We start from the raw sequence: 23,229 nt of genomic DNA, 5'->3' as shown, positions 1-23,229 counted from the left end.
CCTATCCCCCCCTTTTTAACTTGTTACATATATTTCGATTTTTTCTTCTTGAGATACAACGCTATCATAACCGAAACAAACAGGAGCCCCGTTATACGGATCTATCATGACACGTGCATCAATATGAAATACTTCTTTTAATACTTCATTTGTAATGATTTCTTCTGGGCTACCAGTTGTAACAATTTCTCCTTCCTTCATTGCAATAATTTCATCTGAAAACCTTGCTGCATGGTTAATATCATGTAATACCATAACAACCGTACAATTATGTTCTTTATTTAACTTCTCCACAATTTGTAATACATCTAATTGATGAGACATATCAAGGTATGTAGTTGGCTCATCTAATAGCAACACTTCTGTCTCTTGTGCTAATGCCATCGCTAGCCATACCTTTTGTCTTTGACCACCTGATAAATTTGCAATTTGTCTCGTTCGAAATTCAGAAGTTTTCGTTATATTTAATGCCCAATCAATCATTTCTTTGTCTTTTGTCGTTAACTTATTTACGTTATTTCGATGTGGATAGCGTCCATAAGAAATTAATTCTTCCACTTTAAGTTCACCTGGTGCAATTGGAGTTTGCGGTAGTAAAGCTAACTGCTTCGCAATTTCTTTCGTTGAAATTGTATGTAAATCTTGCCCTTGCAAATATACTTTTCCGCTTTTTTGTTTTAAAATTCTTCCCATTGTTTTTAACAATGTTGATTTACCGCAACCGTTCGGACCTATAATTGTCGTTACTTTTCCTTCTTGTATTTCCACATTTAAATCGCGAAACACTGTAAGCTTTTCATAACTTGTTTCTAAATTTTTTGCACTTAAAATACTCACTTTTATTCCTCCTCTTACGCTTTCGCCTTATAAAGTAAATATAAGAAATACGGTACACCGACAATAGAAATAACGATTCCAACTGGTAACTCTACAGGTGTGAAAACTGTTTTTGCAATAAAGTCTGAGGCAATTACAAGAAACATTCCGATTACGCCGCACGTGGGAATTATATACTTATGTTGAATACCGACAAGTCTTTTCGCTATATGCGGTGCCATTAAGCCAATAAAACCGATACTCCCTGAAACAGCAACACATGCACTCACAAGTCCGATACTGCTTAATAATAAAATCGATTTCTCTCTTTCTACTGAAACACCTAAACTTGTAATACTCGTTTCTTCCAATTGAAATAAATCTAGTAAATATGCTTTCTTTTGTATAAGTGGAATTAAAATAATAAGCCATGGTAACATAGCCACAATATACTTCCAGTTCGCACTATATATGCTTCCAGAAACCCACACTGCAGCCATCTCGAAATCAGTTGACTTCATTTTGAGTGATAAGTACATAGAAAAGGCCCCAAATCCTGATCCAATTGCAATTCCTGTTAATAAAAGTCGCTGCGAATCTAACTTACCGTTTTTCCAAGAAAAAAGATAGATGATAATAGCAGCACATAATCCGCCGACTAAACCAAACATTGGCATCATCATAATAGAAACCCAGTCTGTGCTTTTTAATTGTCCTTGAAAGAAAAACATAAAAATGACGATCGCTGTTCCCGCACCGGCATTTACTCCTAAAATACCTGGGTCTGCCAATCCATTTCTCGTAATCCCTTGAATAACGGCACCCGCAACACCAAGGCCTAATCCTACTAATCCAGCAATTACGATACGCGGAAGACGAAACTCAAAAATAACTAAATCATGTTCTGGTACTGGATCAATTCTAAAAAGTGTTTTAAACACATCTGTAATCGTAATGTCGAACGTACCATTTGTTAAACTAATATAGATAGCACATAGTATTAAAAATATAATAATCCCCATCGTCATTCCGAAACGTTGACTTGAATTTTTAAGCATGTCTCTCTCCTCCTCTAGTACGGATTAAATAAAGGAAGAAAGGAATTCCAATTAAGGAGGTAACGACTCCAATAGGTGTTTCAAATGGGTAGTTTACAAATCTACTCAAAACGTCACATAACGCTAAGAAAACGCCACCAATAACACCTGCACATGGCAAAATCCACTTATAATCTACCCCAATTATAAAGCGGGTAATGTGCGGAATAATTAAACCTACAAAACCAACTTTTCCCACTAAAGCTACTGCTGTTCCTGTTAAAAAAATTACCGATAAAATTGCCATCGCTTTAACTAGTTTTGTACGCTGTCCTAAATTAATAGAAACCTCTTCGCCTAATGAAAGAATGGTAATAGATTTTGATATTAACAGTGCTAAAATTATTCCAATTATCCCAAACGGTATCGTGATTTTAATTATATTAGGATCTACTTGATCTAACTTTGCATTAAACCAAAAACTAACATTTTGAGAAATTTGGAAATACGAAGCCATTGCAGCCGATACACTGCTTAAAAATGTTCCAATAACTGTTCCTATAATCGCTAACCTAACTGGTGATAAGCCATTTTGAAGGAGCGAACCAAAACCAAACACGATACCGGCTCCTAGTGCAGAACCAATCATTGAACATACCACCATACCAATTGATGACATTCCCGGAAGAAAAATCATACAAAGTGTAATAACAAAGGCAGCACCATCCGTCACACCCATAATAGAAGGGGATGCAAGATAGTTTCTTGTCATCCCCTGCATAAGTGCTCCTGATATGGCTAGAAATGCTCCGACTAAAAGAGCTGCAACTACTCTTGGTAAACGTGAAGTAATAATAATATTATGATTTACATCGCTTGAATCAAAATGAAATAATGCGTTCCACACTGTTTCAGCGTCAATACTTTTCGCCCCATACAAAATCGAAAGTATAACTGTAAATAAGATGAGTATGGGTGCTATACATAATATAGTTACTGGTACTGCATTTGTTTTCTGCATATCATTCAACGCACCTTACTTATTGTATTATTTAGATAAATTTTTCACTGCTTCTTTTAAGAAGGCAGTTTTACTCCAAGCAGTACCACCTTGCGCCATTGGATCTACAACGTTTACAAATACTTTCTTTTCCTTCGCAGCATTCATACTTTGCCAAATTGGATTACTTTCAATTTCTTCTAACACTTTTGGATTTTTATTTTCACTTGCCTCATATTGTAAGAAAATATAATCTGGGTTAAGTTCAGCAAGTTTTTCAAATGAAATTTTCTCTTGTGCTTTTACAGTTTTCAATTGTTCTGGAGCAGTTAGTCCAAGATCTTTATAAATTACAGGGTTGAAGTATACTCCTTCTGGATATAGGAATAATTCGTTTGCTCTTAGTCTAATGACAAGTACTTTTTTATCTTTTAACTTATCTCCTAGTTTTGCTTTTGCTTTTTCAGCGTCTGAATTGTAGTCTTTAATAATTTTTTCTGCTTTATCTTTTTTACCAGTTAATTCTCCCATTAACTTTAAGTTATCTTCCCAATTTGTTGAAACGTGTGATACCGGGAATGTAGGAGCTACTTTCGTAAACTTTTCAGCTGTTTCTGCTGGGAATTTCGTACTTGATGTAATCACATCTGGTTTTAATTGTAGTAATGTTTCGAAATTGGGTTGCATTTTCTCACCAACAGATTTCGCACCTTCTAACTCTTTTTCCAGGTATTTTGGTAGTTTACCACCTACAGTAATGGCACCAACTGGTTTAATTCCAAGTACTGCCGCATCTTCCATTGACTCTAAACTAGCTGTCGCAATTTTATCTACTTTTGCTGGCACTGTATATTCTTTACCTAAATATGTAATTTTTCGTTTTTCATCTTTTTTCGTTTCCGTAGCTTTTGTCTGTTGTTTTTGCTCGCCTGAAGTTTTATCCGCACTATTACATGCCGCTAAACCTACACTTAAAACGGTAACCATCCCTAAAGTAAATAATTTCTTGTTCATCTTTATATGTCTCCTCTCAAATTTTCAAACTATATTCTCAATAGAATTTAACTATATGAATCTTATTCCATATATATATTTCATTAGATTAATAATTTTATCCAGAACTCATTCACGTTCACTTCCCCTAGACTATAATTCTTTTACGTCTTCACCACTTGATAATCATTTTCACTGATAATGATTATCGTTACTAAGTATATATTTAATATGAAATTATTTCAAGAATGATTTGAAAAATTTTAACAAACTGAATTAAAAAAAGAAGTATCTCCCTAATATTAGGGAGATACTTCTTTTTTTAGAAATTTATATGTAATTCAACTGGACAATGGTCTGATCCCATCACTTCACTATTAATTTTCGCTTCTGTTATCTGGTCTTTCATTCTTTCCGAAACAACAAAATAATCTAAACGCCATCCGATATTTTCACCTTTGTAATCTTGCTCTTACATTTATGAATACATACATACGCACTTTATTCAGGTTATACTAATTTCAGAGGTGATGTTCTTTGCACAATGAAGGAGTTACATTAACAAATGAGTATTGGCAAGCAATTATTCATAACGATTCTTCCTATGATAGCAAATTCTTTTATGCTGTGAAATCAACTGGAATTTTTTGCAGGCCATCATGCAAATCAAGAATACCGAATAGAAACAATGTACGAATTTTTCATCATGCAGAGCAAGCATTAAGCGAAAACTTTCGCCCGTGCAAACGTTGTAAGCCAAATGGGATCACTTTACCTAATGAAGAGTGGGTAGAACAAATTAAAGACTATATCGAAAAGCATTATGACGAATCCTTAACTCTCGACATGCTTGCGGAAATGTGTCACGGTAGCCCTTTTCATTTACAGCGTACTTTCAAAAGAATAATAGGGCTAACTCCTATAGAATATATACAACAATTCAGGGTTCTTAAAGCAACCAAATACCTTTTACACACAAATCAATCTATTAAAGAAATTAGTACTGCTGTCGGGATAGAAAACCCAGAGTATTTCGCAACTTTATTTAAAAAGAAAACCGGATTTACTCCTACTGAATATCGAAAAAAGAACGAAATGAAAGAGGGATACGATAATGAATTCCTACAAAAATAATTATATATATTGGACGCTACTTACACATAAAAATTGGCGATTTCATATTGCTGCAACTGAAAATGGACTATGTTTCATTGGATCACAAGACGAAAACTTTGAAGAATTAAATATATGGGCTAGAAAAAAACTGCCCCAACATATATTGATTCATAGTCCAGATTACTTGCAAATATATACGCAAGAAGTTATCGAGTATTTAGAAAACAAGCGAGAAACTTTTACATTTCCTATCGATGCTTATGGAACTAATTTTCAATTATCTGTTTGGAATACGGTACGTGAAATTCCTTATGGAAAGACATATTCTTATACAGAAATTGCTGAAAGAATTCAAAAACCTCAAGCTGTGCGCGCCGTTGCTTCTGCTATTGCTGCTAACCCTCTCCTTATTACTATTCCTTGTCACCGTGTTATTGGGAAGAATGGAAAACTAACCGGATTTAGGGGTGGATTAGAAATGAAGAAAAAATTGCTTACATTAGAAAAGTTACAGGTGGAATTCATATGACAGCAAAATATAATAGCGCATTATCTATAGCAGTTCCAAAAGAATTTTGTTTCCAAGAAAATTTACGTTATCTATCACGTTCTAACAATGAATGTATGTTTCATATTGAAGATAACAAAATTTATAAAGTTATCCCTGTTCAAGATGTAAATCCTTTAGTTGAAATTAGTGTGAATATAGATGACAATATTCAAATACATTGTTTAGAAGAATCATATACATCTGAAAAATCGATACGTGAAGCTGTAGCTAACTATGTAAAAGAATGGTTTGATTTAACTACTGATTTAGCTCCCTTTTATACATTAGCTAAACATGATTTACTCCTTCAAGGACCAATTGAACAATATTATGGCCTTCGTACTTTAGGTATTCCAGACTTATTTGAGGCACTTTCCTGGGGAATTATCGGTCAACAAATTAACTTAACATATGCTTATACGCTAAAAAGAAGATTAGTTGAGCAATTTGGCAGTTATGTAGAACGGGACGGTAGAAAGCATTGGATATTCCCATCACCTGAAACAATTGCAAATCTACATGTAGAAGATCTCCAACAATTAAAAATGACGACTAGAAAATGTGAATATTTAATCGGTATTGCGAAGCTTATTACAGAGAGAAAACTATCAAAAGAGGATTTACTGCAAACACAAGATGTAAAGGTTGCTGAGAAACAATTAACTGCTATCCATGGTATAGGGCCATGGACTGCCAACTATGTTTTAATGCGTTGTTTAAGATTTCCTTCAGCTTTTCCAATTGATGATGTTGGTCTGCATAATGCAATTAAATTTATAACAGGTTCCAAAAATAAACCGACTAAAAATGAAATAAAAGATTTCGCGGCAAACTGGGCTAATTGGGAGTCTTATGCGACTTTTTATTTGTGGCGAGTACTATATTAAAAGAACCAAGTAGCACATTCGTACTACTTGGTTCTTTTTTAAGCTTGCTCCTCAAAACGTCTTGCAATTTCCACAATAACTTGAACAGCTTTTTCCATAGTATCTACCGAAACATACTCAAATTTACCGTGATAGTTTTCACCACCAGTGAAAATATTCGGCGTCGGTAATCCCATATATGATAATTGTGATCCATCTGTGCCTCCACGAATCGGATGAATATTTGGTTCAATGTCTAAACTTTTCATTGCTTCATATGCAATATCAACAATTTCTCTTACCGGTTCAATTTTTTCAAGCATGTTATAGTATTGATCATTCATTTCTAAAACGACTGCATCTTCGCCATATTTTTCTTGCATAGTCTTCACAATATTTTTAACGTTATTTTTACGCGCCTCGAAATTTTCACGATCAAAGTCTCGAATAATATAATACGCTTTACTTTGCTCAACATCACCATTTAAAGAAAGTAAATGATAGAATCCCTCATAGCCTTCTGTATATTCTGGCGCCTCTTCTACTGGTAAATACCCGTTAAACTCCATAGCTAGTTTAGTAGCATTGCGCATTTTATTTTTCGCTGTTCCAGGATGTGTATTCGTTCCGTTAAACGTTAACTTAGCACCTGCAGCATTAAAACTTTCATACTCTAAACCACCTAATGGACCTCCATCCATCGTATAAGCGAATGATGCACCAAACGCTTCTACATCAAAATGCGCTGGCCCACGACCAATTTCTTCATCCGGTGTAAATGCTACTCTTATTTTCCCGTGCTTAATTTGCGGATTATGTATTAAATGGTTCATTGCAACCATAATTTCTGTAAGACCAGCTTTATCATCTGCTCCTAGAAGTGTTGTACCATCAGTTGTAATAATGGTATGTCCTTTATATGATGGTAATTCCGGGAACTGCTCTGGTGTTAACACAACATTTAGCTCTTCATTTAACGTAATTGCATTACCATCAAAATTTTCATGAATTTGTGGTTTGACGTTTTTCCCTGTAAAGTCTGTTGCCGTATCTAAGTGGGCTAAAAATCCGATTACAGGAACATCCTTGTCCGTATTAACTGGAAGTGTTGCCATTACATAGCCATTATCATCCATCGTTACTTCTGTTAAACCAATTTCTTTTAGCTCTTCCACTAATAACTTACCAAACTCAATTTGTCCTGGTGTTGTTGGTACTGTATGGCTTTCTTCATTTGATTGCGTATCAATTTTTACATATCTCGTAAATCTTTCAATAAGTTCTTGTTTCAAGTTCATTCACTCCCTTTTATGTTTCTCCCCCCATTATAATCCTTAAAACGAAATATTTTAACTTTTTTGACTGTGAAGATGTATATTTCATTTACATTGTTAACACTTTTACATACTTTACATAACAAAAAGAAAATTAGTGAACATATTTAAAGTACAGCTTAATACAAATAAATTCACCCTATTTACGACTCTCATCGCAAATAGGGTGTTTCTGTTTTTATCTCGCAATTTAAGAATATATACTACTCATTTACAATAAAAGTATATACATCATCATAAATACAGCCATTTACTTTAATCACATACTTCCCAGGTTTATTAAAACTAATTGTGTATTTATTTAACTGAATTGCTTCTTTATCTCCAGAAAGAATATCAATACTTCTGCCACTTAATACATACAATTCATTTAGATTCATCGTTACATCAATTGTATTGAAATTTTCCACTCTCACTTGCTGTGCTTCCGCAACGCTTACACTTGGTTCTAAAAACAGTAGTCCACTTAATCCAATCGTCCCCGCTAAAGCAACTCCCGCAAACTTTTTAATCTGTTTCATTACAATGACCTCCTTATAGATTTTGTGTAAAGGCAATGTCCCCCTTACACCACAAAGCCTATATGTAATGAAATGAAAAGTAAACGGGGACTGTAAGACAAAATTCTACATCTTTTTCTCCTATTGAATATAAATCCAACGTTTGGAGTTTTGACAAATTTAAAATTGTTTCCCTAAACCAATTTTTCCATAATTTATTCAAAGACTGAATAATTACTTATTTATTTAACATTCTAAAAATAGTTGATAAAGATGCTTTCTATTCAAAAAAAAAGACTTTGCTATAAAAGTAACTTTTACAACAAAATCCATGCAACTAATTTTATTCCTCTTTCCATAATCTCTCCACATTCATTAATTGTTCTTCTTTAAACTCCATCTTATATATATCCGGTTTTGACGTATTCATTAAAAATTCAAAACCATATTGTTTATCAAAATAATTTATCATTAATGTCATGACAAGCCCATGTGTACCAATTACAATTTTGCGTCCTTGAAAATCCAATAAGATTTCTTTTAATACTTTCACTACTCTTCTCTGGCAATCTGCATATGACTCTCCTTCCGTTCGTGCAAAGTCCGGATTAGAGAACATCTTCTGTACAAGTGGATACACCTCTTTGTCTGATATAACCTGATCCTCACTTGAAAACATACACTCTTTAAGATTTTCATATACTACTATTTCTTTTTCATGGAAATTAGCTGACTCCTCTATCGTTAGCATAGCCCGATTATAAGGACTTGAAATAAAAGTATCAATCCTCTCCGCTTTTAATATGTCAGTTACTCTACGGGCATCCATATGTCCCCTCTCAGTTAACCCGCGCATTCTTTCATTTCCTTCTAGTTTTGGTGATTCACCATGTCTAACCATATAAATATATGTTCTCATAATTTCTCCTTAAAATTTTTTATAAAGTGAAACTTTAATTAGCCCTTACTAATCGGGCTTTTACAGGAAAATAGCGAGATAAGTTAATAAATCACGTTCATTTATCCCATTTCAACACTTAGGCGTAATACTAAAATACTTTATAAACTGTGCTGATTTGTTCGTCTAATCCATTCTCCTACTAAACTCTCAAATAATTCAGGCTGCTCAATTTACAAATTATGCCCTGCCATATCTAACACTGCTAATGTTGCCCTTGGATATTCTTCAATAATTTCTATAATATTTTGATAACCTACTGATATATCTTGTCTTCCAGTCAGTAAAAGAACGGGATTTTCATATTTTTCACGCTGAAAATCCATAGTAAGAGAGTAATTCTTTTGCAACCTTTCAATAAATTCATCATTAGCAACATCTAACCCAGGCTTAATTTCTTCTTTAAATCGCTTATATGTATATTCATTTGCTATTACAGCTAACTCACAAAATTCCTCTCTTTCTGTGGAAGTGAGCGTATTTAAAAATTCCTCATCTTGTACAATTACCTGTTTATCTGGAAGAATCCTTTTTTCTGGCTCCGCTACAACAACAGGACATACTAATAGTAATCCGCTAACTCTCTCAAACATCTTTGCAAGTATACCTTTAGCTAAATAGCCTCCATATGATTCTCCTACCAATAAAAATTTTTCAGTAGAAATGATTTCCTCAATAAATGTGATAAGCACTTCTACTATACGATCTGAACTATTTATCCAATTTGGAGCATTCGATTTTCCCATTCCAGGTAAATCAATATATATTCGCTTATAACCTTCATACTTCTGAAATACTGATTCCATACATTTCATCATTAACCTATGGTCAGGGGCGCAGCCATGTATGATAATGACCGGTTTACCCTCTCCCACAATTTCATAGTATATTTCTGCATCTTTAATTCGATATATCATAAAAAAGCCTCCCTATTTAGTGGCAATACTATTCCACTCTGTAAGAATACACGTTCTTATTTTATATCCTTTCTCAACATTTTCACAAATGTTAATTTTCAGATTAAAAATAAAAAGCTCCCCAAAAAAGGATACTCATCATTTTATATGCAATTTTGCATCTCCACTTACAAATCACTAAAAAAACTTTACAATTCAAAGGATGACTAAATATACAATTTCTATTTAAAGTCTTGATGCAGTCTATACTATCAACCGCAATATTTTTTAAACCTTAAGAATACTTACACTCTTTAACACTTTCCTTATAAACATGATTTTTATAAGGAAATCTGATACAATTCTTAAATAATATTATTATGTATAGATATAACGAACATAGTGCATAATTAAAGAAGGTGATTTCATTGAAATTAAATAAAAATTTACAATTATGTATATTAATCGGAACATTAATATGCTATTCAATCTATTTTATGTTTTTCTATCTGTTCCCTACTCATTTTTCAAATTCAGATGTACGCTTCGCTTCACTTGTCGTTGAAGCCATTACATTTGTATCACTGATTTACTCTATATATTCTAAAAAAGTCAGTTCAAATCCGTTTTGGATATGTATTACAATAGCAATTGGTAGTTTTTTATTAGGGAAAATAGTATATACATATCAAGATAGCTTCTTCGAAATTCCAATACATCGTTTTACGGTTTCTGATGTATTTTATATGTTTTTTCTATTTTTCTGTCTTATCGCTTTCTGCTATAAAATCTTAAAGGAATGCAATAAATGGGAAAAAGCGTTCTTTATTTGTGATATATGCATAGTGCTTACTTCCATATTTACATTAGAATGGTATTTATTTAATCAACCAAATTTAAATATATTCGCTCTTTCACTAGGAGATGTTTTCCTTTCATTTTTATACCCAATTGCAGATTTATTATTTCTACTGCTAGGTGTTAGTCTCTTTTTCCGTCCAACAATTTTTAATTCCAAACGGAAAATTTATATCTTTATTTTTGTATTAATAAGTTCTGCAACTTTTAACTATATTTATTTTTACTTAAATAACCACTTATCAACTGAAACGATAATATTATTACGTCTTTTATATAGAATACCTATATTACTTATTGCAATAGCTGGCTCTATTTCAGAAGATCATAATAGCCATAAAAATTATTTCCTTGTAAACCCTATAATAGGAAAAAAAGCTTTAGTTGTATTTCCCTATCTTGCTGTTGCAATACTAATCGGGTTTACATTAAAAGAACAAACATCATCTTCAACTCTCATTACAGGAAATTGTATTACTTTTATTTTCGTACTCATTCGTCATTCTATCGTACGTATGCAAAACAATTCCTTAACAAAACGTTTGCAGGCATTTAATGCCCAATTAGAAGAAAAAGTTACTTTACGGACGTCTGATTTAGTTCATAAATCAGAGGCTCTTTCTCAAAAACAGCAAAAGTTTAAATCATTATATGAATATCATCCTGACCCTATCTTCACCATTGATTTAAATGGAATATTCTTAAATGTAAATAAGGCTGGGAGTGTACTACTTGGGGCACCAACAGATGAGTTACTAGGTGAAACTTGTTTTTCAATCATTTTAGATGAAGATAAGCATAAGCTAGCAATGGCATTAGAAAAAGTGAAACAACAAGAATCGGCATTCTTACAACTTAGTTCTCAATATAAAGATGGCTTTACTTATTTTTTATACGTTACAATCATTCCTATTATAATAGACGGACAAATTTCAGGAAGCTATATTATGGTGAAAGATATTACTGCACTAAAAAAACAGCAAGAAGAAATAAAATATTTAGCATTCCATGACACTGTAACGAAAATTGGGAACCGTGCCTTTTTCCATAAGAAATTAAAGAGAGTTATAAAAAATGCTAAAATAACAGAAAGCGAGTTTGCATTATTATATTTAGATTTAGATCGCTTTAAAGCAATTAACGATACACTTGGACATTCATCAGGAGATTACATATTAGAAGAAGTAGCAAAGCGATTCCAATCATGTCTTCCATCACATACTCATCTTTCAAGAATCGGTGGCGATGAATTTACAATCATAATTGAAAACTATACTGACGAAGATTACTTATTCCAATTATGTAACCAATTATTTGAATGCATGAAAAAGTCATTTATCATACATGAGCATAAATTAACTTTATCACTGAGTATCGGCATCGCTATTTATCCACATTCTGGAATCGATACCGCTACACTTCTGAAAAACGCTAATGTTGCAATGTATGATGCAAAAGCAAAAGAGCTTAACTCTGTCTCTATTTATGACGATGTAATCGCTAAAAAAATTGAAAGACGATTACGATTAGAAAAAGATTTACCAAACGCACTACAAAATGAAGAATTGTTCCTTTTGTATCAACCTCAAGTTGATAGTGAATCTAATAAAATTATCGGTGCAGAAGCTTTAATTAGGTGGAATCATCCTGAATTAGGTATTATTTCTCCATACGAGTTTATTCCGATTGCAGAAGAAACACTACAAATTATTTCAATAGGTAAATGGACATTAGAGCAGGCTTGCAAGCAAATGAAACGTTGGCACGCACTCGGATATTCACATTTAAAAATAGGTGTAAATTTATCTGCTAAGGAATTTGAACAAGAGGATTTTGTAAAGTCTATTTCTTCTACTTTAACAAATACAGGTTTACCAGCAAGCTCTCTTGATCTTGAATTAACAGAGCGAATTGCAATGATGGATGAGCGAGAAACATTGATAAAACTGCGTACACTAAAAAGTTTAGGGATTCACATTTCTATCGACGATTTTGGTACAGGTTATTCTTCGCTAGCCTACTTACCTTTGTATCCAATTGATACGTTAAAAATCCCGAGAGAATTTATTACAATGTCTGAAACATGTGATGATGGAATGGAAATTATTAAAACGATCATCACATTAGCAAATACATTAGGAATGTCTGTCATTGCTGAAGGTGTAGAAACGAAAGAGCACGTAAATTTCCTTCAAAAAAATAAATGTCAGTTTATTCAAGGTTATTATTACAGTAAACCTATTCATATTCATGCATTTACTGAGCTATTAGAAAACGGCATTCACCGATAGTACATAACTAATTAGAATAAATAATAATGAATTTGAACAAATATAGTAAAAAGGAAAGAAGATACCTTCTTTCCTTTTGTTTTTCTATTTACATTTCTATTACTTCACCACTTCATTTATTATATCTATTATTTGATGAATTCCCTCATCATTTGTTTTCTTATATCCATTCATGTTTTGAATATATTTCTCCTTATTTGTATACAACTTATTTACTGCATGTATAAATGTATTCCTACTTACTCTATCTTGGAGTATAACTTCAGCATATCCTTGCCGTGAAAAATATTCAGCATTTAAAACTTGATCTCCCCTACTGGAACTGTTAGTTAACGGGATAAGCAACATCGGTTTCTTCAAAAATAACAATTCAGAAATAGCAGTAGAACCCGCTCTAGAAACTACAACACTTGCCATATTTAGTATATGCGGCAACTCGTCGCCTATATATTCAAATTGCATATACCCCTCCATGCCAATAGATGGGTCTACCTTCCCTTTACCACATATATGAATAATATTAAAGTTTAATAGTATTGTATCTAAACATTCCCTTACCATATCATTTATCCACTTAGCACCTTGACTCCCACCCATAATTAATAATACTGGTTTATCTTGCTGAAATTCACAATATCTTCTTCCTCGTAATACGTTACCCTTCTCAATTTCTTCCCTTACAATTGGTCCTACATAAACCTTCTTCTCATTCCTTACATTTTCTCCTGTCTGAGGAAATGTTGTGCATAGCTTTGTAGCAAAAGGTAATGCTATTTTATTGGCAAGTCCTAATGTGCTATCTGGTTCACGTATAATTATAGGCACACGATTTAACCATGCTCCTATAGCTACAGGAACTGAAACAAATCCTCCTGCTGAAAAGATAACGTCAGGCTTTGTTTTCTTAATTAATTTATAACTTTGTAAACAACCTCGTATAATTTTAAAAGGATCTTTAAAATTTTCCCAATCCCAATATCTCCTAAGCTTGCCCGTTGAAACACTATTGTATTTAACATTTTGCACTAATGATTTTTCAATTCCATTTTTGGATCCAATATACTCGACTCTCCAGCCTTTCTCTATAAATTTAGGAATTAATACAATATTAATCATAACGTGTCCGGCTGTACCGCCCCCAGTAAAAAGAATCGTTTTGCTCATAACTTATACCCACCTTTATTATTAAAAATCTAGCTCTATATTTACCTTTTAAATGTAAATAAAATTATTATTTTTTATATAAATCTTTAACTCCACCTCTATATCTTGTAAAAGATCTTTAATGAGTTCATAAAAATCATTTCCATACTCACTACACTCGTATTGAGCAAAGATTTGAATCACATATCTAGTTTCCGTCTCTAATGCTGACTTTATTTGATTAACCCTTTTTTCTTCTACATACGCTTGATATTTATGTATTGCCTCATAAAGACGCAATACATGCGCTTCTTCATCTCTCCAATCCAACGTATCAACAATTGAAAGAAATAGCGTATTTTGATTATCTATTATTTCATAATCATTCATATATTTCTTACACCCTTTTTTGTTTTTCATTGCATGCAGATGTCACTACACTTCGCATACTCAAGTACATCTTTTAATGATTGATGAAATTCAATTTCTGGGATCCAACCTAACCTTTTTATTTCCTCTATTGCTAAACTCTCATTTGAGTCGCTCCCACTCTTCTCTGTTTCCTCTATAAAAAAATTTAGCTGTGTTAATTCTTTATATTGTTCTAGTACATTTAATAAAGATCGTTTTACTCCTGATCCGATATTATATTGTTTTCCATTTATTCCATCTCGTAATAACACATGATACGCTTTGACCGCATCACGTACATCTAGAAAATCTCTACTATCTTTCAAACTGTTTACTTCAATAATGGCTTTACTTCTACCTGATTCTATATCTATCATTTTCTTTGCGAGAATCGAACAAATGCCATTCGATTCCCCTGGACCAATTAAGTTTGAGGGCTTTGCAATGATAATATTTGAATCCATTAATCCTCCCCAAGCCTCTGCAATAATGACTTGCATCGTTTTACTTAAACTATATGGATTTGAAATTTTTATTTCGTTCATACTATTTACTTGCAAAGCAGATCCTATAACTAATGTTCTACAATGCGAGGCTTCTTGCTTAATTGCTTCTAATAAATATAATGTTCCTATTACATTAATCTCTATATATTCAAGGGCAGCTGTCCAAGATTCTATAACCGAATTCCTTCCTGCTAAATGCAATACGTAGTCTGGCTTTATTTGTTTCATTACCTTCATTACTTCGCTCTTATTAGTTAAATTACAAGTAATACCATTTCTAATTTTTTCTCCATATGCACGATTTTGAAACATAGGAATTACATGAAAGCCCTGCTGTAAAAAATATTGGCAAGCATGGCGTCCTGTGAAACCATTTGCACCAGTTATTAAAAGGCTCGCATTTTTTTTCATCGCAAAAACCCTCCATTTAATAGCATTTGTTTCACCTCATGTTTTCCAAGTAAGTCTTGTTGAGAACTAAAACTCTTCACATCCACTAGCGGATAGCTAGAATAATATTCTTGAAGTCCTTCTATAGGAATAGTCGGTAGTACCACAAAATAATTTTGATCAAAACTTATACTTGTTTTACTCTCTACCTCAGATAGAAGCATTTCACTTAATTTTTCACCCGGTCTTATCCCTATCTCTTTTACCTTAACTTTTTCTTTTCCGGAATATTCAATTAATACTTCTGCTAAATCTGTTATTTTACATGCCGGCATTTTCATAACAAAAATTTCCCCGCCTCTACCTTGAGATACGGCTTTAAATAACAACCCAACAGCATCTTCAACTGTTAAGAAAAATCTAGTCATATTCGCATCGGTAATCCCTACTTCTGAAGATTTTTTAATTTGTTGTTTAAAAAGTGGTACTACACTTCCACTCGTTCCTAAAACATTTCCACCACGAACACAAATGAATTTTGTTTTCTTCGTTTGTATATTCGCATGAACCATTAATTTTTCACCAATTGCTTTTGTCATCCCATACGTATTTGATGGATCAGCTGCTTTATCCGTTGAAACATATATAACTTTTTCAACTTGCATCTGTATAGAGGCTTCAATTACATTTTGCGTACCATGTATATTGGTTTTTATAGCTTCATAAGGATAATACTCACATACTGGAACATGTTTTAAAGCTGCAAGATGGAACACATAATGTACACCTTGGCAAGCATAGACTAGTTGATCTTTATCACGAATATCTCCAATAATAAATTTTAACCTATCATCATTTATAAACTGTTGCTGCATTTCAAACTGAACCGTTTCATTTCTTGAAAAAATTCTAATTTCTTTCGGTGATTTTTCTAATAGTTGTTTTATAAGTTCATGCCCCCACGAACCTGTCCCACCAGTAATTAAAATTATTTTATTTAACATTCTTTTTCCTCCTACGAAACATCTCAATTTAAATAATATTTATTGAATTATTTTCAATTGATTCAAATCATAATCGTCGTTTGTTACATTTAATTGACAAAATAAAAAAACAGAAACTATTAAACATAGTTTCTGTTTTTCATTTCACCTCACAACAGTAAGATTTTTTATACTGTTTGCATGATAAATAAATTCCTTGTAAAAAAACACCGCTCATTTATTTCTTATACTCGTAATAAAATAAATAGAATGATTCATAGCCAATAATCATGTTTAAATTTATGAAAAAGGGAGGTAACGGAATGGACCGAAGCAATTCAAATTATACATATAACGGACCTTCCAAAGCACTGCCTCTCTCCCTATTCGACGTAAAAAATGAATTAAAACAAAAAAGCAAGCTTATTCCTTCTGACACCATGTATAAATTAACGAAAGAAGAACAACTCATCATCAACAAAATAAAAATACAAACAGAACAACTAAATAAAAATAATGTTACAAGAACACGCGCATACTACCAATTTTACATTCAATATCCAGAAATACATTGGGCACTACTTGGACATATGGTATCACGTAACGGCGGTTGGAATATGACTGATTTAAAGGGGGATTTATATACGAGAATTTTATCAGAGAAAGATCAATTCATATTTTTTTCTTTTTTAGAAAGAGGGAATTGGCTTATTTTCCAAGATGTATACCCTCAATTTTTACTTTACGAACAAAGTGTAAAGAGATCACAAAAGTTATTTCACCTTCTTTCTCACCTAAATGTTTCTACATTTATGGAAACGATGTGGAACCATTTTTGGAAAACAGGTAACAAAAAAACTTTAGCGATTGCAACTATTATTAATGAACAAAACTACTTAGAAAAAAGAGTGATTCAAAATGTACAATTTAAAAAGACTGTACTAAATAGTATTGGATTTAAACTCTTTGATTTCTTTCAGTTTAATCATATCCTTTTCCCATTCTACGAAAATGATAAGAAACAAAAAGTATTACTATTTGGTGATACAATGAAACATTTCACTTCCTTACATGAACGGATATTAATTGGAAAAAGATTGTATTCATTATTATTTCGAGATACACATGTTTTATCTCAAATAATAAGTTGGGCTCAACACCATCCGCATACAGGATCTAGGAAAGATTACTGGCCCCATTTATTTTCAAGTGTAAATGAATCTTTTTCCCGTGAGTTTTATAAGCGCCGAATAAAGAAATGCCAGTTACGAAATGATGCTTATCGCATATACAGCCCTGCACTCATCTATGCATGGCGAGATATGAAGCATGAAGAAGTTGACAGTGCAGATTGGTTTACTGATTGGCAAGTTGTAAATTACTTAGTTGATAAGGAGGAAAATATAAATGGAAAAATTACAGAAGACTACTGCAAAACACTCGAAAAAATTGAACTCGCCATTCTCGCAAAGAAAAATGTCCTCCTCCGAGAAGAAGAATGAGTTTCTAGCATTAGTAGTTACAATCTTTCTCTCTTCTATTATTGCAACTTGCTTAGATGCCTTTTTTGTTCATAAACAAATATATTCCTTTCCGGCTAGGCCCTTCTCATCCACATTTTCGGTTAATATAGCTTTTACATTGTTCGTACTGCCGATTTTAACAGTTATCTTTATACACATTTCAAAAAAATTATCTAAAGTTTCTATAATTTTATTTATTATTTCAATCGGTATTTGTGCTAGCCTTTTTGAACAGATTGCTGAAAGTTTAGGTTTATTTGTACATAGTGCGAATTGGAACCATACATATTCTTTATTTGGTTATATGATTTTTCATTCTTTTATTTGGAACGTATATAATTGGATAAAAAAATAAAGAGACCATTATAGGTCTCTTCTTAAGCATACTCTTCCGTTATTACTAATGGTGCCAATGTTTGAAGGCTTTTAGAGCGTAAACGATAGGCAACGACTTTCTTCTTATATTGCTTAATGACATCAACATGTTCCTCATAGCTATATAGCGAAAATCTAATCTCTTTACTCCCTTTCTTCGTATCAATGACTATTGGTGTTCCTTCTCCGTGCGGCGGGAAATAATGTTTATCTAAAAACAACGCCTCATTAAATTCATGAATAACTTGTAGTTTCATTTCTCCCTCTATATTTTTTCCATCTATCGATATAGAAGTATTTTCCACCTCAAGCTTTTGATGCAATTCAAATTTACTAATAATTGATTCTACAACAGAAGTGGGCATGCTAGAAACTAATACTTTAATAGCTCCAAAAACAAATAATGTAACTATAAACCATGTTGTCATTGTTATCATCTCCATTACATTTAAAAAATAAATTTCGTTCCATACGGTATTAGTATACTAATAAGTATTCCAGTTACAATCATCGTTACCGAACCGATAGTCGCTTCTTTCTCGCCTTCTTTCACTAAACGACTCACACCGATAATATGTGATGCACAGCCCATTCCAACTCCTTTTCCAATCGTACTTGTTATACGGAAAAACTTAAGTACTGTTGGTCCCATAATAGCGCCTGTTATTCCTGCAACAACTACAAAACTAGAAGTCATAGATGGAATACCACCAATTTGATCCGCTATTGAAAGGGCAATTGGCATTGTCGCTACCTGTGGTAAAGTAGTTAATATAAGTTCCTTATCTATATTTAAAATTCCGCCAATCACTACATTCATGCTCGTTACAGCCACTATACCTATCACTACTCCGATTAGTATCGATGAAAAATTTTTCATCAGTATCTTTCGCTCTTTAAATAGAGGTATGGCCAATGCTACAATTGCAGGGCTTAATAAGCTTGAAAGAATGTTTCCCCCATTTTCCCTATACTCATGATGAGAAATACCAAAAATCAAAAATAAACAAATCATAATTGCCGTAACTGTTAACACTGGTAACGTAAATGCAAACGTAAATTTTTTATATAGCTTTGTCGCCAAGAAATAAATTGCTACAGTAATAATAATTAAGACCATTTGAATCGTGCACCTTGTCGATTTTATTTTTTTGATGTGACTAATAATTGACTTATATACCCTGAAACAATCAAAGTTACTACAGTACTTGCAACTACTAAAAGGAATATAATACTTCCCTTACTGAAAAGAAAAGACCCGTATTCCATGAGCCCTGTTGTCGAAGGGATTAAAAATAACGGTAAAAATACGATTAACTTTTCCGAACCTAACTCAAACCATTTTAACGGTAAAACGCGAGTGGAAAGGAGCAGGAACAGTATTAACATCCCTATTAAATTCCCCGGTATTGATAGATGGAATATTTCCTGAATCCACGTACCCACTAGGCTAAATACATATAGCACGCCTACTTGAAGTAAAAGCGTCACGTACTTCATTTCTTTCCCTCATTTCACTATCACACATCCATATTATGAAATCTCATTTAGCGTGTCGGCAAACCGTTTAATTCCAAGTTGAATTTGTTCTATATTCGCTCTACCAAACGTAAATCGTATATATTCATTTTTCGAACCTAAAACACTGCCCGGAACAAATGCGACACCATTCCGTATAGATTCACCTAATAAGTGATATTCATCAAATTTTCCTGTTACTTTACACCATACATGTATTCCACCCTCTGGCACGAAACATTCAACTCGTTCTCCCAATGTTCCTTCAAGCTCTGCAATTAATTCATCTCTTCTTTGCTTCAATTGTCCACGAAGTATCGTAATATGTGTATGGAAATCCTTTGATTCTAAAAATTGATTTGCTACCCACTGCGTAAATACACTATGGCCAAAATCAACTTGTTGCTTTGCATCTGCTAAACGCTCAATTACGCGTGTAGGACCAATTATCCATCCAATACGTAATCCTGATGCAACAATTTTTGATAATGAACTTATATAAAGAACATTTCCATTTTGGTCCATTGATTTTAATGTCGGGTTCACTTCTCCATTAAAAGAAATTAAACTATACGGATCATCTTCTACAATTGGTATACCGAACTCAGAAGACAGTTCTAAAATTTTTTTACGTCTCACTAATGAAAGCACAGTACCCGTTGGATTTTGATAATCTGGATTCAAAAACACCATACGAATGCGATGCTTTTTGTGCAAATCGATTAAGTCATCTGGATTCATTCCATCCTTATCAATAGGTAAATGAAATATGTTTAAACCGGCCGATTTAAACATTGGGAGCGAAAAACAATACGAAGGATCTTCAATCGCAATCGCATCACCAGGTTTTAATAAACATTGAACGATAAGATTAAGCGCCTGTTGTGCTCCTGACGTAATAAGAATAGAGCTTGAATCTGCTTCAATTTGTTTATATTGCTGAACATGTGCTGCAATTGTTTTTCTCAACATCTCATTTCCAAGTGGATGGTCATAACCGAGGTTTTCCATAAATGTTTTCTCCGACAAAATTGTTCGAAATCTATCACTTGGAATTAATTCTGGTGACAGTTCACCGCTTGCTAAATTAATTAAATCATCTTTTTGTGTTTCCGTTCGAATTTGTTGAACGAGTGGTACGTTAGGTAAGAACGATCCATCCTCCACGTACCTACCCCAGTTCGGTATTCGTTTATGTGAGACACCCCATATGTCCGTATTGACCCGTGTTCCGCTTCCCTTTTGTCGTTCTACTACTCCAAGTGATTTTAATTCTTCATACGCAGCTACTATTGTACTCCGGTTCACCTGTAATTCCTTTGCTAACATACGCTCAGAAGGTAACTTACTATCAGAAGGTAATTCTCCTGAAGAAATGCCTCTTTCAATATAATCCGCGATTTGTTTATATACAGGTGTCTTATCTGCACGATTTGGTTTCCATTCCATATAGTTGCTCCCTCTCAAAACAAACTAATCTCAATTTATTACTAACAGTATTTACTCTAAAAATAGTATTAATTAGTCACATCTTCTTATCCGCAAATAGATATATCCAAAATGGCTCTCTTTCTGATTACTCGATACCTTCTAAAATTCCAACTTCATACTCTCATTTCAGTTCTTTTACAAACTATCAGATCATTACCGCATACCATGTTACCCCAAGCAGTAGAACAAAAAGAAGAAGAATATAGATTGCAGATAAGTTTTTCACATTTCTTTTTGTAGACTTACCATAATTATCCTCCACGTTTCTTGCAACTAGTACAGTCCCAAATAGCGATACAATTACAATAATAACGACTAGTGAAATTGCAAAACTCATTGTCTTTTCACCTCTCTAAGCCCCATCTATTTTAATTAAAGAACTTACATAAAAACCTTCCTCTTTAAAACGTTGATAACATACTACCTTTCTTCTCTTATCATAATAGATGTTTGTAAAAAGCGGACCAACCACTTTCGTGTTTTTTTGCTCATCCACTTTAAAAATAAAAAGAAGCGATATATTTTATCGCTTCTTACTCTCATCATCTTTATTCTTTTATTAATGACTTATTCGCTCTTATAACTTCTTGATACAATAATGGTGACCACTTTTCATTTATATAGTCTTGAATTACCCAGCCTATTCTCGCAGGATTCTTTTGTTTTATATGGTTTGCAATTTCAGGATTTATATAAGAGGCATAGTAATATGGACTATTCCATGCTGTACCACCAGAAGACAAGCTTGTAAAATTAATATATAGATGATTTAAATCCTCGCTATTGTTCATCGTTTCATCCATCGTATCTTTAATAGATTTTACTTTCTCATCATAGCTCACTTTATATTTATCTTGTACTGTTACATTTGCATTTTGGTTTACAGTTGTGGTAAACGTCTCATTATCTGGCCAATAAAAATTATTATATCCTCCAGGTTCATTACTACCACTATATCTTTTTAGTAGTACAATTTTCCCACGAGCATCTCCAAGCTTTATATTTCCTTCTGTTTTTAAAAAAATAGGATCAACAAAATATTTTTTTTCAAACGTGCTACTAAATGAATCTTCTGCCCCTTTCATATCCTCATACTCTTTTTTTAAAGACATAATAATTGTTTCACTCGGGTTATCTTTTAAAAATTGTTTCGCTTCATTTATGAATTCATGCAGTGTTACGTAAAGATATAATGGCCCATGATGAAGAACTATCGTATTATCATCTGTTAAACGTCCTCTTATATCAAAAATGCGAGCTCCATGGTCCATTTGATAGCGAAAATCATATTCTTGCGTCATTCCCCATACTTGCTTAATCGGATTTTGCAACTTGAACGTCCCACTATCGTGTGTTCCTGGAATTGAAATTCGTGCTAACGGGATATTATCAGGTATAGGTTGCATCCATTTTGACAAATTTTCAAGCTCATTAACAGAGCTAGCTGCAACTACTCTCTTATCATGTAAAGCAAATACAAATGTGATAAATATTGTACTACATATGAATAATTTCAAAATTAACTTCTTATTGCTCATTATTATCCCTCTCTCTTTCTGTTTTTATATCAAACTTATTGAATATAATATAAGCTAGCTCAGAAAAAATAAATAACATTTCATCAATATGAAATATTGCATAGAAGTAAAGTTAAAAAATCATTCACATATACTA

24 protein-coding genes and 1 pseudogene are annotated in these 23,229 nt (G+C 32.9%); 6 read left to right on the top strand and 19 right to left on the bottom strand.

Annotated features, from left to right (window positions below; all coding sequences use genetic code 11):
• Positions 1-15: 15 nt before the first annotated feature.
• The 5 genes and pseudogenes from AU379_RS05655 to AU379_RS28445 form a co-directional block, all read right to left on the bottom strand.
• Positions 16-837 carry an ABC transporter ATP-binding protein gene (locus AU379_RS05655; protein ID WP_000025773.1) on the bottom strand — a complete coding sequence of 274 codons (822 nt, stop codon included), beginning with the start codon at positions 835-837 and terminating at the stop codon, positions 16-18.
• A gap of 14 nt (positions 838-851) precedes the next feature.
• Positions 852-1,874, bottom strand: a complete 1,023-nt coding sequence (locus AU379_RS05650; protein ID WP_000917020.1) for an iron ABC transporter permease — start codon at positions 1,872-1,874, stop codon at positions 852-854.
• A complete protein-coding gene (locus AU379_RS05645; RefSeq protein WP_001173058.1) occupies positions 1,867-2,874 on the bottom strand; it encodes an iron ABC transporter permease in 1,008 nt (335 codons plus the stop codon). The genes AU379_RS05650 and AU379_RS05645 overlap by 8 nt, the downstream gene beginning before the upstream one ends.
• Before the next feature lie 27 nt (positions 2,875-2,901).
• Complete coding sequence (locus tag AU379_RS05640) at positions 2,902-3,867, bottom strand: iron-hydroxamate ABC transporter substrate-binding protein (RefSeq protein ID WP_001035506.1); 966 nt, start codon at positions 3,865-3,867, stop codon at positions 2,902-2,904.
• Between the two features lie 301 nt (positions 3,868-4,168).
• Positions 4,169-4,306, bottom strand: a pseudogene (locus tag AU379_RS28445) (exodeoxyribonuclease III); the annotation flags it as partial.
• Positions 4,307-4,383: 77 nt separating this feature from the next.
• Here AU379_RS28445 and AU379_RS05635 point away from each other — a divergent pair.
• The 3 genes from AU379_RS05635 to AU379_RS05625 are packed head-to-tail and all read left to right on the top strand — an operon-like array spanning position 4,384 to position 6,399.
• Positions 4,384-4,980, top strand: coding sequence for a bifunctional transcriptional activator/DNA repair enzyme AdaA (locus tag AU379_RS05635; protein WP_016111203.1), 597 nt, complete (start codon positions 4,384-4,386; stop codon positions 4,978-4,980).
• The gene (locus tag AU379_RS05630; RefSeq protein WP_061138997.1) at positions 4,961-5,491 is read left to right on the top strand and encodes a methylated-DNA--[protein]-cysteine S-methyltransferase; all 531 of its coding nucleotides are present in this window, start codon (positions 4,961-4,963) and stop codon (positions 5,489-5,491) included. Before AU379_RS05635 ends, AU379_RS05630 begins: the two co-directional genes overlap by 20 nt.
• Complete coding sequence (locus AU379_RS05625; protein ID WP_061138996.1) at positions 5,488-6,399, top strand: DNA-3-methyladenine glycosylase 2; 912 nt, start codon at positions 5,488-5,490, stop codon at positions 6,397-6,399. Before AU379_RS05630 ends, AU379_RS05625 begins: the two co-directional genes overlap by 4 nt.
• Before the next feature lie 38 nt (positions 6,400-6,437).
• Here AU379_RS05625 and pepT read toward each other — a convergent pair whose 3' ends face one another.
• The 4 genes from pepT to AU379_RS05605 all read right to left on the bottom strand — a co-directional run bounded on the left by pepT (position 6,438) and on the right by AU379_RS05605 (position 10,087).
• The gene (gene pepT / locus AU379_RS05620; RefSeq protein WP_061139505.1) at positions 6,438-7,670 is read right to left on the bottom strand and encodes a peptidase T; all 1,233 of its coding nucleotides are present in this window, start codon (positions 7,668-7,670) and stop codon (positions 6,438-6,440) included.
• 245 nt (positions 7,671-7,915) lie between these two features.
• Entirely contained in the window at positions 7,916-8,233 is a 318-nt protein-coding gene (locus tag AU379_RS05615; RefSeq protein ID WP_000809497.1) for a hypothetical protein, read from the bottom strand.
• A gap of 322 nt (positions 8,234-8,555) precedes the next feature.
• Entirely contained in the window at positions 8,556-9,131 is a 576-nt protein-coding gene (locus AU379_RS05610) for a histidine phosphatase family protein (protein WP_001261476.1), read from the bottom strand.
• Between the two features lie 212 nt (positions 9,132-9,343).
• The gene (locus AU379_RS05605) at positions 9,344-10,087 is read right to left on the bottom strand and encodes an alpha/beta hydrolase (protein WP_061138995.1); all 744 of its coding nucleotides are present in this window, start codon (positions 10,085-10,087) and stop codon (positions 9,344-9,346) included.
• Between the two features lie 407 nt (positions 10,088-10,494).
• On the opposite strand from AU379_RS05605, the gene AU379_RS05600 reads away from it, so the two are divergent.
• Complete coding sequence (locus AU379_RS05600; RefSeq protein ID WP_000773559.1) at positions 10,495-13,215, top strand: bifunctional diguanylate cyclase/phosphodiesterase; 2,721 nt, start codon at positions 10,495-10,497, stop codon at positions 13,213-13,215.
• Positions 13,216-13,314: 99 nt separating this feature from the next.
• Here AU379_RS05600 and AU379_RS05595 read toward each other — a convergent pair whose 3' ends face one another.
• The 4 genes from AU379_RS05595 to AU379_RS05580 are packed head-to-tail and all read right to left on the bottom strand — an operon-like array spanning position 13,315 to position 16,669.
• Complete coding sequence (locus AU379_RS05595) at positions 13,315-14,379, bottom strand: undecaprenyldiphospho-muramoylpentapeptide beta-N-acetylglucosaminyltransferase (RefSeq protein ID WP_061138994.1); 1,065 nt, start codon at positions 14,377-14,379, stop codon at positions 13,315-13,317.
• 48 nt (positions 14,380-14,427) lie between these two features.
• A complete protein-coding gene (locus AU379_RS05590) occupies positions 14,428-14,778 on the bottom strand; it encodes a DUF6572 domain-containing protein (RefSeq protein ID WP_003315123.1) in 351 nt (116 codons plus the stop codon).
• Positions 14,775-15,686 carry an NAD-dependent epimerase/dehydratase family protein gene (locus AU379_RS05585; protein ID WP_000739109.1) on the bottom strand — a complete coding sequence of 304 codons (912 nt, stop codon included), beginning with the start codon at positions 15,684-15,686 and terminating at the stop codon, positions 14,775-14,777. Before AU379_RS05585 ends, AU379_RS05590 begins: the two co-directional genes overlap by 4 nt.
• Positions 15,683-16,669, bottom strand: coding sequence for a UDP-N-acetylglucosamine 4,6-dehydratase family protein (locus AU379_RS05580; protein ID WP_061138993.1), 987 nt, complete (start codon positions 16,667-16,669; stop codon positions 15,683-15,685). The genes AU379_RS05585 and AU379_RS05580 overlap by 4 nt, the downstream gene beginning before the upstream one ends.
• Before the next feature lie 302 nt (positions 16,670-16,971).
• On the opposite strand from AU379_RS05580, the gene AU379_RS05575 reads away from it, so the two are divergent.
• Positions 16,972-18,150: a DUF2515 domain-containing protein gene (locus tag AU379_RS05575; protein ID WP_061138992.1), complete on the top strand. Its 1,179-nt coding sequence runs from the start codon at positions 16,972-16,974 to the stop codon at positions 18,148-18,150.
• On the top strand, positions 18,125-18,526 hold the full coding sequence (locus AU379_RS28440; protein ID WP_033685728.1) for a CBO0543 family protein: 402 nt from the start codon (positions 18,125-18,127) through the stop codon (positions 18,524-18,526). The genes AU379_RS05575 and AU379_RS28440 overlap by 26 nt, the downstream gene beginning before the upstream one ends.
• Before the next feature lie 22 nt (positions 18,527-18,548).
• Here AU379_RS28440 and AU379_RS05570 read toward each other — a convergent pair whose 3' ends face one another.
• The 6 genes from AU379_RS05570 to plcA form a co-directional block, all read right to left on the bottom strand.
• On the bottom strand, positions 18,549-18,974 hold the full coding sequence (locus tag AU379_RS05570) for a YfmQ family protein (RefSeq protein ID WP_000214643.1): 426 nt from the start codon (positions 18,972-18,974) through the stop codon (positions 18,549-18,551).
• A gap of 20 nt (positions 18,975-18,994) precedes the next feature.
• On the bottom strand, positions 18,995-19,666 hold the full coding sequence (locus tag AU379_RS05565; RefSeq protein WP_000242945.1) for an LrgB family protein: 672 nt from the start codon (positions 19,664-19,666) through the stop codon (positions 18,995-18,997).
• A gap of 23 nt (positions 19,667-19,689) precedes the next feature.
• Positions 19,690-20,046 carry a CidA/LrgA family holin-like protein gene (locus tag AU379_RS05560; protein ID WP_000878485.1) on the bottom strand — a complete coding sequence of 119 codons (357 nt, stop codon included), beginning with the start codon at positions 20,044-20,046 and terminating at the stop codon, positions 19,690-19,692.
• A gap of 33 nt (positions 20,047-20,079) precedes the next feature.
• A complete protein-coding gene (locus AU379_RS05555) occupies positions 20,080-21,513 on the bottom strand; it encodes a PLP-dependent aminotransferase family protein (protein ID WP_000454984.1) in 1,434 nt (477 codons plus the stop codon).
• 187 nt (positions 21,514-21,700) lie between these two features.
• Complete coding sequence (locus AU379_RS05550; protein WP_000006452.1) at positions 21,701-21,892, bottom strand: hypothetical protein; 192 nt, start codon at positions 21,890-21,892, stop codon at positions 21,701-21,703.
• 211 nt (positions 21,893-22,103) lie between these two features.
• Entirely contained in the window at positions 22,104-23,093 is a 990-nt protein-coding gene (gene plcA, locus AU379_RS05545) for a phosphatidylinositol diacylglycerol-lyase (protein WP_061138991.1), read from the bottom strand.
• Between the last annotated feature and the right edge of the window lie 136 nt (positions 23,094-23,229).

Source organism: Bacillus sp. JH7, from assembly GCF_001563515.1.
GTDB classification, from domain to species: Bacteria; Bacillota; Bacilli; order Bacillales; family Bacillaceae_G; genus Bacillus_A; species Bacillus_A cereus.
This window is presented reverse-complemented; position numbering and strand designations above follow the sequence as displayed.

Excerpts from the sequence above, each read along its gene's own strand:
- AU379_RS05650 (WP_000917020.1), bottom strand. The coding sequence starts at position 1,874 with ATGCTTAAAAATTCAAGTCAACGTTTCGGAATGACGATGGGGATTATT.
- AU379_RS05645 (WP_001173058.1), bottom strand. The coding sequence starts at position 2,874 with ATGCAGAAAACAAATGCAGTACCAGTAACTATATTATGTATAGCACCC.
- AU379_RS05640 (WP_001035506.1), bottom strand. The coding sequence starts at position 3,867 with ATGAACAAGAAATTATTTACTTTAGGGATGGTTACCGTTTTAAGTGTA.
- AU379_RS05630 (WP_061138997.1), top strand. The coding sequence starts at position 4,961 with ATGAATTCCTACAAAAATAATTATATATATTGGACGCTACTTACACAT.
- AU379_RS05625 (WP_061138996.1), top strand. The coding sequence starts at position 5,488 with ATGACAGCAAAATATAATAGCGCATTATCTATAGCAGTTCCAAAAGAA.
- AU379_RS05615 (WP_000809497.1), bottom strand. The coding sequence starts at position 8,233 with ATGAAACAGATTAAAAAGTTTGCGGGAGTTGCTTTAGCGGGGACGATT.
- AU379_RS05610 (WP_001261476.1), bottom strand. The coding sequence starts at position 9,131 with ATGAGAACATATATTTATATGGTTAGACATGGTGAATCACCAAAACTA.
- AU379_RS05605 (WP_061138995.1), bottom strand. The coding sequence starts at position 10,087 with ATGATATATCGAATTAAAGATGCAGAAATATACTATGAAATTGTGGGA.
- AU379_RS05595 (WP_061138994.1), bottom strand. The coding sequence starts at position 14,379 with ATGAGCAAAACGATTCTTTTTACTGGGGGCGGTACAGCCGGACACGTT.
- AU379_RS05590 (WP_003315123.1), bottom strand. The coding sequence starts at position 14,778 with ATGAAAAACAAAAAAGGGTGTAAGAAATATATGAATGATTATGAAATA.
- AU379_RS05585 (WP_000739109.1), bottom strand. The coding sequence starts at position 15,686 with ATGAAAAAAAATGCGAGCCTTTTAATAACTGGTGCAAATGGTTTCACA.
- AU379_RS05580 (WP_061138993.1), bottom strand. The coding sequence starts at position 16,669 with ATGTTAAATAAAATAATTTTAATTACTGGTGGGACAGGTTCGTGGGGG.
- AU379_RS05575 (WP_061138992.1), top strand. The coding sequence starts at position 16,972 with ATGGACCGAAGCAATTCAAATTATACATATAACGGACCTTCCAAAGCA.
- AU379_RS28440 (WP_033685728.1), top strand. The coding sequence starts at position 18,125 with ATGTCCTCCTCCGAGAAGAAGAATGAGTTTCTAGCATTAGTAGTTACA.
- AU379_RS05570 (WP_000214643.1), bottom strand. The coding sequence starts at position 18,974 with ATGACAACATGGTTTATAGTTACATTATTTGTTTTTGGAGCTATTAAA.
- AU379_RS05565 (WP_000242945.1), bottom strand. The coding sequence starts at position 19,666 with ATGGTCTTAATTATTATTACTGTAGCAATTTATTTCTTGGCGACAAAG.
- AU379_RS05560 (WP_000878485.1), bottom strand. The coding sequence starts at position 20,046 with ATGAAGTACGTGACGCTTTTACTTCAAGTAGGCGTGCTATATGTATTT.
- AU379_RS05555 (WP_000454984.1), bottom strand. The coding sequence starts at position 21,513 with ATGGAATGGAAACCAAATCGTGCAGATAAGACACCTGTATATAAACAA.
- AU379_RS05550 (WP_000006452.1), bottom strand. The coding sequence starts at position 21,892 with ATGAGTTTTGCAATTTCACTAGTCGTTATTATTGTAATTGTATCGCTA.
- plcA (WP_061138991.1), bottom strand. The coding sequence starts at position 23,093 with ATGAGCAATAAGAAGTTAATTTTGAAATTATTCATATGTAGTACAATA.